Genomic DNA, 11,443 nt, shown 5'->3' on the forward strand with positions numbered 1-11,443 from the left:
GCCCGGGACGACCCGCCGAAAGTGGGTCGTCCTGGGCATCGCCGATTCACTTGTACGGCGCCCATCGATTTCCCGCAAAACGGCATCAGGGCCGTGGAGCAGGGAACCGCTCACTGTTTAGCGGCCATCGACACTCTCGAAAACGACGACCTCAGCCGCAACACCCGATTCATCTGACTTCGGCGAACGCATGAACGCGACGGCGGCGGCAGCCACCAGCACCACGATGCCGACACCCAGGTACAGCTGGCCGGCGGTCCAGGCCGCATCCAGCAGCGCGCCGGCGGCCAGCGGGGCGAGGATTGCACCGAAGCGCCCGATGCCGATGGCCCAACCGACACCGGTGCCGCGGGTTTGCGGGGCATAGGAGGCGGGTGCCAACGTGTACAGGCCGGCGATGCAGCCGTTGATGAGCATGCCCACGACGATCCCCATGGCAAACGCGAGGGCCAGGATGCCCACCGCCGAAATGAAGACCACCATGGTGATCGAGGAGAGCACCGTGAAGACCAGCAGCACCTTGCGCGCTTGCCACTTGGTGGTCAGCGCGCCAAAGAGCAACGATCCGAAGGTGCCGCCCAGTGTGAGCATGAGCCCGCCGACCACACCCTGGCTTTCGGTCATGCCCGAAGTCACGAGCAACTTCGGAGTCCAGCTGTTGACGAAGTAGAAGCCGAACATGGTGGCGAAGAAGGCCACCCAAATCAGCACTGTGGCACGACGGTTGGCAGGGGCGAACAGGGCCGTCAGCTGCTGGCCCTTCACCTCCCGGCTCGAAGTGCGGCCGTCGAGCTCGGGAAGCAGCACGGTGTCGCCTCCCAGGCGAAGCCTGGCCGCCAGGGCCGCGAGCCGCTTCTCGGCATGCGGCGGCCGCTTGGTGACCAGGAAATCCACGGATTCGGGCACGACCGCCAGCAGCAGGAGGAAGGCGACGGTGGTGGTGATGCCGCCAAAGACGAAGACCGCACGCCAGCCATAGGTGGCCTGCAGCGACACCGCGGCCATGCCGCCCAGCGTCGCACCCACGCCGTAACCGGCGGTGTAGATGCTCACAGCCATGCCGCGCCAGCGCTTGTTGGAGTATTCACTGGTGATGACGTTGGTGCAGGCCAGGATGCCGCCGACGCCCAGGCCGGTGACCACTCGCCACAACCCCAGCTCGGTCACCGAGTGTGAGGTGGAGGAAAGGAACATGCCTGCAGCGGCCAGCCCGGTGGTGAACAGCAACATCGGGCGGCGTCCGAGGACATCGGCGAAGGGTGCGAGGAACAGGGAACCTGCAGCCATGCCCAGGAGCCCGGCGCTGAGCAGCACGCCGAGTTGGGAGCCGCTGAGCCCGAACTCGGTGGATACGCGGTTGGCGGTGAAGGCCATGGCCAACACGTCGAATCCGTCGAGGGCGTTGAGGAAGGTGCAGACGCCAACGACCACCCATTGGAAGGGTGACATGGGCGAGGCGTCGATGCGTTCTCTGATGTTCATGGTGGTTTTCTTCCGTGTTTTGGGCACGACAAATCGCCCTCCCAGGCTTCGGATGGGAGCCTTGGAGGCGAAGCGTCGCTCGGGGCGGTGTCTAGTTCGGTTCGATGGTGATGATTGCAGGGCCGGCGTGGGCGGCGTCGGACCGGGCGCCGGTGGCGGAGGTGACGGCGCGCGAGACGCAGCAGTTCATCTTGGTGGAGAGCCGTTGCTGGCGCTCGGAGTAGAACACGTCGCGGTGGTCGATGGTCCCGGAGAGCTCAACGATGCGCACCTCGCAAAGTCCGCATTCGCCCTTGCGGCAGTCGAACATCATCTCCGCCCCGGCGTCCTCGAGGGCCTCGAGCATGGATCGACCCTGCGGGACCTTGACCTCGAGGTCGAGCTTGGGGATCCTGACGATGAATTCCTCGGGGTCGTACCAGCCGCTGTTCCCGAAGGTCTCGTAGCGCAGGTTGGGCAGGTCCAGTTCGCGCTCGACCCAGGTGCGGCGCACCGCATCCATCAGGCGGATGGGCCCGCACATGTACAGCTCGGTGCCGGCATCCGCACGCCCCACCATCTCGGGGACCTTGAGCGAGCTTCCCTCGTCATCGACGTGGACCTGAAGCCGGTCTCCGTGCAGTTCGGCCAGCTCCCCCAGGTAGGCCATCGCGCCGCGGCTGCGTCCGACATACACCAGCGTGTAGTCGGTCTTCAGCCGCTTGAGCACCGCGGCCATGTTGGCGATGGCGGTGATGCCAATGCCGCCGGCGAGCAGGATGTAGCGCTGCGCGCCGACCCGGAGCGGGAAGTTCTGCAGGGGCTGGGTGATTTCCAGCCGCTGTCCCGCCACGAGCCCGTGCATGAAGATCGAGCCGCCGCGCGAAAGCGGTGCCTTCATCACGCTGATCACCAGCCTGGTTCCGTCAGCGGCGCATTCGACCACCGAGTAGGAGCGCTTGGTCGGCTCCCCGTTGATCTCGACCATGAGGTCAATGTGCGATCCCGGTTCGGCCTTGATCGGCAGGGAGGGCTCGAGCACGATGCGTGCGATGCCGTCGGCCACGGGAATGGTCTCGATGACGGTTGCCGATTGCCAGGTTTCGATGTTTGTTGCAGCCATGGTTTTTGTCCGTTTTCCGTCCGTGTCAGGTCTGTCGCGCCGTTAGGCGGAGGCGACCAGGCGCCCTTCGGCTGCCAGCATGGATTCGAGGATGCGGCGCACCCACATGCCGCCGGCGTCGATATTCAGGTTGTAGAACTCGTAGTCGGGGTTCGCGTCGATGGCTGCCTGCTGGGCCATGAGCATTTCCTCGTCCTCGCCGAAGACCCCGTGCACGCCGTCGCGCAGCTGGGTGGTGATCAGCTGGCTGTCCAGGCAGTAGTTGCGCATGAAGGCCCAGAAGTAGTGGGAGGACCGGTCGGTCTCCGGGGTGATGGTGTTCATGACGAAGCCGTTGACGCCCTGGCTGCGGTCGCCCTCGGGCGCGCCGGTGCCGGCCTTGGCCACCCCCACGTCGATGCTGATGGTGGAGGGTGCCTCGAAGTTGATGATCTGCCAGCGGTCGACCTTGCCCTCGAATCCGGGGAACTTGTCGCGCATGTTCTTCAGCCAGAACGGCGGGGCATCGATGTTGTGCATCCAGCGCGTGACGGTCACCTTGTTGCCCTCACGGACCGTGACGAAGTCGGACTCGCTGAGCTCTTCCTGGCCGATCGTGGAGGAGTGGACGAACTCCTCGTGGGTCAGGTCCATGAGGTTGTCCAGCACCAGCTGGTAGTTGCAGGCCGCATGGATGGTCAGCCCGTCGCCCGCCCATTCGTCGGAAGTCATTTGGTGCATGTCAGGGACCAGGTCCGGGTCGGCCATCGTAGGATCGCCCATCCAGATCCACACGTAGCGGTAGCGCTCCACGATAGGGAAGGAAGGGACGGTGGCCGAGGGATTGATGGTTTCCTGGGCGGGCATGGAGACGCAGCGGCCGGCGGAGTTGTAGACGATGCCGTGGTACGGGCACTGGATCCCGTCCTTGCCCACGGTCTTGCCCTTCGACAGCGGGGCCAGACGGTGCCAGCAGGCATCGGCCAGCGCCACGACCTTGCCGTCCTCGGCGCGGTAGAGAGCCACCGGGCGGTTGGCAATGCGGCGGGACATCGGCTTGCGGGTGACCTCGTGATCCCAGCCGGCCACGTACCAGGCATTCAGCGGGTGGGGCAGGACCTTGTTGGTGGTGGAGCTGGTGGCGGAGACGACGGTCATGGGGATTTCCTTTCGATGCGGCAGATGACTACCTATCGAGATAGTTAGTTTCGCTTCCCATAGACTAACTACCGATATAGTGATTTGCAACACCCAGGTATCGGAAAGTTGTTATGAGTCTTCCCAACGCACTGCTCGCCCTGCTCGTCGTCGAGCCCATGACCGGATACGACCTGCACAAGCAATTCGAGTCCTCGGTCGGCCATGTCTGGCATGCCCCCGATTCGCAGATCTATCCAGCACTCAAGCGCATGGAAGCCGACGGGTTGCTCGAGGGCGAGGACATCCCCTGGGGGCCTCGCGGCACGAAGCGCCAGTATCACGTCACTGCCGCTGGCCGGGAGGCGTTTAGGTCCTGGATGAACACCCCGCTGGAATATGCGCGCACCCGCGATCCCGCCCACCTGAAGGCCGCCTACCTGGAATGGGCCGAACCCGAAGCCGCCCGCGAACAGCTGCGGGCACACATCGAGCACCACGCCGGCCTGCTCGATCAATGGCGGGAGACGGTGCGGGAAATCGAGGACGGCACCAGCACCATGCTCAATCGCCGCCTGGCCCACACCTCAGAGGCCGACCAAGAAAAGACCCGCGCCTACAAGCTCTTCACCTATGAGGGACTCATGTCCCGGGCCGAGGCCGAAATCGCCTGGGCCAAGCGCGGACTTAAGCTCGTCGATCGGCTCAACGGCTGACGTCGGTTTCGGCGGCCCGAGCGTTCTTCGCGGTTAAGACAAAAGACACCGCCCGTTCGCCAACCCCACTCACGTGAGGCTGGCGAACAAGCAGTGTCCAGCAGGGATCTTAGCCTCTTGCTATTTGGCGACCATGGTGATGGCTTCCTCGGGGCGGTGGCCCTGCTTCGCCTTCTGGATCTCCGCGTAGACGTGGTGACGCAACTCGGTGAATCGCGGCAACGAGCGGGTCTCGAGCTGGTCGCGTTCGGCCGGAAGGTCGATCACGATGTCTTCCTGCACGATCGTCGGAGAGGAGGACAGGATGATCACCCGCTCCCCCAGGTAGATGGATTCGTCGATGTCGTGGGTGACGAACAGGACGGTGACGCCGAGCTTCTTCCAGACGCTGCGGATCAGGTCCTCAAGGTCCGCGCGGGTCTGTGCGTCGACCGCGGCAAACGGCTCGTCCATCAGCAGCACCTCGGGCTGGTACGCCACGGCGCGGGCGATCGCCACGCGCTGCTGCATGCCGCCCGAAAGCTGCCACGGGTAGGACTTGGGAACATGTGCCAGGCCCACGGCCTCCAGCGCATCGGCCACCAGGCGCTTGCGCTCCTCCTTGGGAACGCCCGCATTCTTCAACGGCAGCTCGACGTTCTCGGCCACCCGCAGCCACGGGAACAGGGAGCGCCCGTATTCCTGGAACACGACCGCCATCTTCTTCGGCGGCCCGGTGATCTTCTGCCCGTCCAGGCGCACCTCGCCCTCGGTGGAGCCCAAAAGCCCGGCGATGCACTTGAGCAGTGTCGTCTTGCCCGAGCCCGAGGGTCCGACCAGGCACACCAGCTCGCCGCGGCCCAGGTCGAAGGTCAGGTTGCGGACCGCCTCGATGTCCCCGGCATCCGTGTGATAGACCTTTTTCAGGTTCCGCACCGAGAGCAGCGCCTCGCCCTCGGGCAGGGTACGCCCGCCTTTGTGGGACGTGGGGTTGTTAGACAGCATTTTCAACCTCTTTCAGGCCGTGGTACCAGCGCAGCACGCGCCGTTGGACCCATTGGAAGATAAAGGACAGGACGACGCCGATCAGGCCCAGGACCACGATGCCGGACCACATTTCGGGGACCGCGAAGGAACGCTGGAACTGCACGATGGTGAAGCCCAGTCCGGAGGACGAGGCAAACATTTCGGAGATGACCATCAGGATCAACCCGATGGACAGCGCCTGGCGGACCCCGGCCATGATGGTCGGGGTTGCCGAGGGCAGGATCTGGTATCGGATCCGGGAGAACCCGGTGATGCCGTAGGAACGGGAAGTCTCGTTCTGCACCGGATCGATGGAACGCACGCCCTCGATGGTGTTCAGCAGCACCGGCCAGATGCAACCGGAAATGATGACAGCGATCTTCATCCCGTCGTTGATGCCCACCAGCAGCATCAACACCGGCACCAAGACCGGCGGCGGCAGGGCCCGGAAGAACTCGAAGACGGGCTCGGTCACCGCGCGCATGGTGCGGTTCAGACCCACGGCCAGTCCCAGCACGATGCCCAGCACGATGGCTGCCAGCACGCCGATCACCAGGCGCATGATGCTCGGCAACACGTCGGTGAGCAGTCGTTCCCCGAACCAGGTCTCGACGAACGTCGTCAGCAGCTTGGCGGGCGTGGGAATGAAGAAGTTCGGGGCGCCCGAGGTGGCCAGCCACCACCAGGCCAACAGGATGACCGGCAACCCCAGCAGGTAGCCACAAGATTTCAGCGTTTTCATACCGTGGCCTCCCCACGAACGGACGGGTGCCAGGACAGGACCCGCTTCTCCACCACACGCGTCACCGCGTTGATACCGACACCGAGGAACCCGGTCGCCAGGATCAACGCGTACATCCCGGAAATGGCGCCGCCGGACTGGGCGAGGGCAATCTCCTTGCCCAACCCCGGGGAACCAATGAGCAGTTCCGCGGTGATCGCCAGGATCAGCGCCACCGAGGCGGCCAACCGGATACCTGTCATCAGGTACGGCAGCATCGTGGGGAACACGACGTCCCGCACCCGCTGCGCATAGGAGAACCCGTAGGAGCGGGCCGTCTGCATCGCCACGTTGTCCACGTCCGCCACCCCGTAGAGCACCTGGATCAGCACCTGCCAGAAGCAGGCGTAGACGATCAGCAGCAGCGAGGATTCGATCTTGATGCCAAAGAGCAGCACCGCCAGCGGAATCAACGCGACCGATGGGATCGGGCGCAGGAACTCGATGGTCGAGTTCGTGAAGCGGCGCAGGAACGGTGACATCCCGATGACCAGGCCCAACACCAGTGCCGCGGCCACGGCGATCGCCAGGCCGATGGCCCAGGCGAGCATGGTGTCACCCACGGCCACCCAGAACGCCGTCAAACCCAGATCCGTGGCCAGGGCCGCGATGACCTCGGAGGCGGGAGGCAAATACCGTGCCTGCACCACGCCCAGGGCCGGCATCAACTCCCACAAACCCAGGAACACCAGGATGCCGATCAGGCCCAACGCCCACTTCGGCAACCCCTTGGATGCCGAACGCCCGGCCTTGGCCTTCACCGAAGCACGAGTGACTGGTTCGGCTACCTGCGTCATCACGGCAACAAGGCTTCCAGATCAACGGGCTTGGTGATGGCGCCGAACTCCTGGGCTGCGTCGCCGAGCTTCTGCGCGGCTTCCTTATTGATATCCACGCGGTAGCGCGGCAGCACGAGCTTGCCACGGGTTTCCTCGTCGATCTTGGTGTAGGTGCCCACGATGTCACGGACTTCCTGCGGGTTGTCCTGGGCGTATTCCAGCGACTTGTTCATGGCGCGCTGGAATTTGGCTGTCTGTTCGGGTTCGGAGGCGACCTTGGCCGATGAGGCGAAGTAGCCGGCGACATCCAGCTCGGGATCGAAGTCGGCGAAGTTGTTGCTCACGACCCGCGCACCGTCGCCCTTGGCCTGAACCAGGAAGGGGTCAAGGATCCAGGCAGCATCCACGATTCCGTTTTCCAGGGCCGCCGGGGCATCCGGGAACGGAACCTCAACGAAGTCGACGGTGCTCGGGTCCCCACCGCCGTCCTTGACGACCTGGGAAACAGTGATGTCCCCGATGTTGGAGAGGTTGTTGACCGAGACCTTCTTGCCGGCCAGGTCCTTGGGTGTCTTGATCGGTGAATCCTTCTTGACCACCACGGCACCGAAGTCCCCATCCTTGTTCCCGGAGGTGGTGACGCCGTTGGCGACGACTTTCATGCTCAGGCCCTTGTCGTTGGCCACCATGAGCGAGACGAAGTTGGAGAAGGCAAAGTCGTAGCTTCCGGACTGAATCCCGGGCACAATAGCCGAACCACCGGTAGCCGTCTGGATGTCCAGGTCCAGCCCCTCGTCGGCGAAGAATCCCTTTGAATCCCCCAAGAAGATCGGCGCGGTGTCCACGATCGGGATGACACCGACCGTGACCTTTTCAAGTGCTGCACCGCTGGCCGCGGCGGACGTGTCAGCCGCTCCGCCGCTGGGTGAGCCCGAGCCGCAGGCACTCAATGCCAGGATTCCCAATGCGGCCACTGCGAGTGTGAGTTTATTGTTCATGATTTTCATCATCCTTCGATGGTGTGGGGGGGCAGGCGCGGTCCTGCCCGGTTGGTGCGAGTAGCAGTTGGGCCGAGCGTGAGGCTCCGGTGCGCCGGATATCTTCCATACGCACACCGGCCAATTCCTCAGAGGGGAATTACTTGACCGTCAAGGCAGCGACGTCCGGTGCCTTGGACAGGAAGGCACGCTTTGCGGCGAGTTCGGCAAGCTTGTTCAGCTGGTCGGTCGGCACGGCTCCGTCCCAAGGTTCCATCTTCAACTTCTCGGCGACCGCAATATCCATCTTCATGAATGTCGGGAGCAAGGCCTTGGCTCCTGCCTGGTCGGCTTGGGCCTCGGCGAGGGTTTCGGTCATGGCTTCCTTGAAATCTGCAACGATTTCGGGATTCTCCTGGGCAAACTTTCCACTGGTAAAGGTCACCATGGTCGGCAGTCCGGGAATGGCCTTCTGGTTTGGGTAACCAAGCAGTTTATTGTCCGAGTTGGCCAGGGCCTTGGACAGGAACGGTTCGGGCAGCCAGATGGCATCCATGTTCCCGCGATCGAGCTGGGCTTCCATATCGGGGAACGGCATCTCGCTGAACTTCAAGTCGTCCGCGTTGCCTCCGTCGATGGCCGCAGATTCAAGAATGGTCAAATCACCTTGGGTCTTGAGCGCGTTCACGGAGGTGGTCTTGCCGGCCAGGTCGCCAAAGGTGTTGAGGCCAGAATCGGCGCGCACGACCACTCCATTGATGTCATCGCCCGTGGCGTTGGAGCCCGAGAATCCGGAGACGATCTTCATGTCCAGTCCCTTGTCCACGGCGGTGAGCACCGAGAGCGGGTTTCCAATCGCGAAGTTCAAGTCCCCCGTGGAGACCGCCGGGAGCATTGCTGCCCCGGCGGAGCCGGTGCTCAACTCCAAATCCAAGCCGTGCTTTTCAAAGATGCCCTTGTCGAGGCCGTACTGCACCGCAACGGTCGGAGCAATAGGCAGGCCACCAACGGTGATCTTGGTCAAGGTGCCGGCTCCGGAGGAAGCGGCAGCGCTTGTCTCGGCAGCGGCCGAGCCGGAAGGCGATCCCTGACCGCAGCCGGTCAGCGCGAATGCCGCAATAGATGCCCCTGCGATGATCGTTGACAGACGCTTCTTCATGAATTCTCCTTGTTGAAAATCGATGGCCCAGAGCTTCCTTGCCCCAACCCCAAATTCTGTGACCCCTGCCACACAACACACTCTAAGCACAATCATTGAAAAAATCAATAGTTGTACATTATGTGCGTTTGAAACCCTTGATCATGACGTCACGTGCGAGAGCGGTCGGCCCATCTCCTACGGCAACACCATGGAAGCCGATGCGAACCCGCGTTCCATTCACGGATCGCCGGGTACACGAAAGCCGTCGAAACCATGACACCCGCTCGGAGCCGCGGAATTCGGCAAAGGAGGGCAATGCCTGTCCACTTCACTTATTCCGGAATGCACTCCCCTGCCCATCCGGCGGTGGCATGGTCAAGGATGCCCAGCTGTTGGCAACGAAAGTTCACCGCGAGCTACCCCGTGGTCAGAGGTGTCAGCACCACTTGCAGGGCATTCGCAAAGTAGCCTGAGCCGGTAGGTCTCCGATGCGCAAATTGGCGGACGCAACCGTTGTCTTTACGGTGGCGTCCGCCAATTTGCGGTCCGGAGGCTCGATTACACAGCAGACTCGGTTCCTGGTCCTTGGGCTCCCGCTTCTTCCACAATCTCGTGGTCTACCGCTGGATGCCAAATACCCAGGGCTATGCCAAGGCACCCTTGCGGTGGTTCTCGCGCAGGTCGGTCTTGCGGATCTTTCCGCTAGCGGTGCGTGGCAAGTCATCCACGACTTCAATGGTTCGCGGGATCTTGTAGCGAGCCAACTTTCCATCCAAGTGGGCAGCGATGTCATCCCGGGTGATGCGCTGTCCAGAAGTTGGCACGATCACCGCATGGACGGCCTCGCCCCATTTGTCGTCGGGTACGCCAATCACGGCTACCGAGGCCACGGCGGGCAGTTCCATGATCGCTTGTTCCACCTGTGCCGGGTAGATGTTTTCCCCGCCCGAAATGATCATGTCCTTGAGCCGGTCGGCAATGTAGAGGAAACCCTGGTCATCCACGTACCCGATGTCACCTGACTTGAACCAGTCCCCGTCCTGGAAGGACCCGGCCGTGGCGTCCTGCCGCTCCCAGTATCCCGGGATGACGTTCGGACCTTGGATCAGGATCTCCCCGACGTCGTTTGCCGGCACGTCTTCCCCGCCCGCGTCGACGATGCGGATTCCGGTAAAGAAATGGGGCAGTCCGGCCGAGCCAGCCTTCTCCCGCGAGTACTCGGGTTGCAGGGAAGTCGCCCCCGGGGAGGTTTCGGTCATGCCGTAGCCGCCGGAGAAGGAGAGTCCGCGTTGTTCGTAGGCGTCCATGACCCGCGCGGGGACCGCCGACCCTCCACAGGTGAGCATCCGTATCGAGGAAATATCGGTTGCCTCCCAGTTCGGGTGCTCGGCGAGCATTTGGTAGGTGGTGGGCACACCCGAAAGCGCCGTGACACCGTATTGTTCGATGGCGGCCAGTACTCCCGCGGGCTCGAACCGGTCCTGGAGCACCAGCGTGCCGCCCTTGAGCAGGGTTGGCAGTGCCCCCATGCCCAGCGACGCGACGTGGAACATCGGTGCAATCATCAAGGCGACCTGGGCGCTGGTGACGTCGTAGTCAACCAGCACGTTCAACGAATTCCAGGTGAGGTTGCCATGGGTCAGGATGGCGCCCTTCGGGTTTCCGGTGGTCCCGGAGGTATAGAGGATGATGGCCGCGTCATCAAGGCCAACTGAGAGCTCCTGGTGGTCTGCGGTGGCCTGGCGGATCGCGGTCTCATAGGTCCCCACCGTTGCGGCTTCGTCTTCGACCACCCACCGAGCGGAGACTGGTGTCTTTTCGATCGCCGCCACGGCAAGCCCTTCGGACTGCCTGGCATTGATGAGCAGACTCGTTCCGGAGTCTTCCAGCGCGAAGGCCACCTCACCCGGTGCAAGTCGGGTGTTGATGGGAACGAAGATCGCCCCGATGCTGCCGCAGGCAAAGAGAGTCTCAAGGAACGCGGGGTGGTTGTTCCCCAGATAGGCGACTCGGTCGCCCGGCTTGATCCCTGCATCTCCGAGGGCATTGGCCAGCCGATCGATCCGCTCGGCCAGCTGCTCGTAACTCACGGATTGCGCACCGTTGATAAGTGCGACGCGCCCATGGGATTTGATTCGGCGTCTGTGGATCCAGCTTCCCAGTCCTTGATTCAACATGCGTGCTTCTCCTTCCATCCACCGCTTCCCGATGGTACAGCCCAGGTTTATTCAAGTTGATGATGTGCCCGTTTAAATGCACTGTATGCAATGCCGTGGGGCGGTGGGGGGTTTGGCGCGGCGGCCCCCCGCGATGCGGTTTACGGGGCCCCGGTATTTGGGTGGGG

The 11,443-nt window shown here is 63.1% G+C and carries 10 protein-coding genes; 1 reads left to right on the forward strand and 9 read right to left on the reverse strand.

Annotated features, from left to right (window positions below; translation table 11 throughout):
- Positions 1–117 precede the first annotated feature (117 nt).
- From ACLQ7E_RS20420 to ACLQ7E_RS20430, 3 genes are all read right to left on the reverse strand, one after another.
- Complete coding sequence (locus tag ACLQ7E_RS20420) at positions 118–1,482, reverse strand: MFS transporter (RefSeq protein ID WP_411734411.1); 1,365 nt, start codon at positions 1,480–1,482, stop codon at positions 118–120.
- A 91-nt stretch (positions 1,483–1,573) separates the two neighbouring features.
- A complete protein-coding gene (locus ACLQ7E_RS20425) occupies positions 1,574–2,584 on the reverse strand; it encodes a PDR/VanB family oxidoreductase (protein WP_411734412.1) in 1,011 nt (336 codons plus the stop codon).
- A 42-nt stretch (positions 2,585–2,626) separates the two neighbouring features.
- On the reverse strand, positions 2,627–3,721 hold the full coding sequence (locus ACLQ7E_RS20430) for a Rieske 2Fe-2S domain-containing protein (protein WP_411734413.1): 1,095 nt from the start codon (positions 3,719–3,721) through the stop codon (positions 2,627–2,629).
- Between the two features lie 113 nt (positions 3,722–3,834).
- Here ACLQ7E_RS20430 and ACLQ7E_RS20435 point away from each other — a divergent pair, with 113 nt between their 5' ends.
- On the forward strand, positions 3,835–4,416 hold the full coding sequence (locus ACLQ7E_RS20435) for a PadR family transcriptional regulator (RefSeq protein WP_411734414.1): 582 nt from the start codon (positions 3,835–3,837) through the stop codon (positions 4,414–4,416).
- A 120-nt stretch (positions 4,417–4,536) separates the two neighbouring features.
- Here the strand turns inward: ACLQ7E_RS20435 and ACLQ7E_RS20440 are convergent, their stop codons facing one another.
- The 6 genes from ACLQ7E_RS20440 to ACLQ7E_RS20465 form a co-directional block, all read right to left on the reverse strand.
- On the reverse strand, positions 4,537–5,400 hold the full coding sequence (locus ACLQ7E_RS20440) for an ABC transporter ATP-binding protein (protein WP_411734415.1): 864 nt from the start codon (positions 5,398–5,400) through the stop codon (positions 4,537–4,539).
- Positions 5,390–6,163 carry an ABC transporter permease gene (locus ACLQ7E_RS20445; RefSeq protein ID WP_411734416.1) on the reverse strand — a complete coding sequence of 258 codons (774 nt, stop codon included), beginning with the start codon at positions 6,161–6,163 and terminating at the stop codon, positions 5,390–5,392. The genes ACLQ7E_RS20440 and ACLQ7E_RS20445 overlap by 11 nt, the downstream gene beginning before the upstream one ends.
- Positions 6,160–6,999, reverse strand: a complete 840-nt coding sequence (locus tag ACLQ7E_RS20450; RefSeq protein WP_411734420.1) for an ABC transporter permease — start codon at positions 6,997–6,999, stop codon at positions 6,160–6,162. Before ACLQ7E_RS20450 ends, ACLQ7E_RS20445 begins: the two co-directional genes overlap by 4 nt.
- Positions 6,999–7,979 (reverse strand): ABC transporter substrate-binding protein, encoded by a 981-nt coding sequence (locus ACLQ7E_RS20455; protein WP_411734417.1) that lies wholly within the window; start codon positions 7,977–7,979, stop codon positions 6,999–7,001. Before ACLQ7E_RS20455 ends, ACLQ7E_RS20450 begins: the two co-directional genes overlap by 1 nt.
- 139 nt (positions 7,980–8,118) lie before the next feature.
- A complete protein-coding gene (locus ACLQ7E_RS20460; RefSeq protein ID WP_411734418.1) occupies positions 8,119–9,117 on the reverse strand; it encodes an ABC transporter substrate-binding protein in 999 nt (332 codons plus the stop codon).
- 626 nt (positions 9,118–9,743) lie between these two features.
- Positions 9,744–11,276: an acyl-CoA synthetase gene (locus ACLQ7E_RS20465; RefSeq protein ID WP_411734419.1), complete on the reverse strand. Its 1,533-nt coding sequence runs from the start codon at positions 11,274–11,276 to the stop codon at positions 9,744–9,746.
- Between the last annotated feature and the right edge of the window lie 167 nt (positions 11,277–11,443).

The sequence above is a fragment of the Paeniglutamicibacter sp. genome, from assembly GCF_046714615.1.
In the GTDB taxonomy this organism is placed as follows: Bacteria; Actinomycetota; Actinomycetes; order Actinomycetales; family Micrococcaceae; genus Paeniglutamicibacter.

What these genes read in the sequence shown, in the direction of transcription:
- ACLQ7E_RS20465 (WP_411734419.1), bottom strand. Translation starts at nt 11,276, where the DNA reads ATGTTGAATCAAGGACTGGGAAGCTGGATCCACAGACGCCGAATCAAA.
- ACLQ7E_RS20440 (WP_411734415.1), bottom strand. Translation starts at nt 5,400, where the DNA reads ATGCTGTCTAACAACCCCACGTCCCACAAAGGCGGGCGTACCCTGCCC.
- ACLQ7E_RS20430 (WP_411734413.1), bottom strand. Translation starts at nt 3,721, where the DNA reads ATGACCGTCGTCTCCGCCACCAGCTCCACCACCAACAAGGTCCTGCCC.
- ACLQ7E_RS20450 (WP_411734420.1), bottom strand. Translation starts at nt 6,999, where the DNA reads ATGACGCAGGTAGCCGAACCAGTCACTCGTGCTTCGGTGAAGGCCAAG.
- ACLQ7E_RS20455 (WP_411734417.1), bottom strand. Translation starts at nt 7,979, where the DNA reads ATGAACAATAAACTCACACTCGCAGTGGCCGCATTGGGAATCCTGGCA.
- ACLQ7E_RS20420 (WP_411734411.1), bottom strand. Translation starts at nt 1,482, where the DNA reads ATGAACATCAGAGAACGCATCGACGCCTCGCCCATGTCACCCTTCCAA.
- ACLQ7E_RS20445 (WP_411734416.1), bottom strand. Translation starts at nt 6,163, where the DNA reads ATGAAAACGCTGAAATCTTGTGGCTACCTGCTGGGGTTGCCGGTCATC.
- ACLQ7E_RS20460 (WP_411734418.1), bottom strand. Translation starts at nt 9,117, where the DNA reads ATGAAGAAGCGTCTGTCAACGATCATCGCAGGGGCATCTATTGCGGCA.
- ACLQ7E_RS20425 (WP_411734412.1), bottom strand. Translation starts at nt 2,584, where the DNA reads ATGGCTGCAACAAACATCGAAACCTGGCAATCGGCAACCGTCATCGAG.
- ACLQ7E_RS20435 (WP_411734414.1), top strand. Translation starts at nt 3,835, where the DNA reads ATGAGTCTTCCCAACGCACTGCTCGCCCTGCTCGTCGTCGAGCCCATG.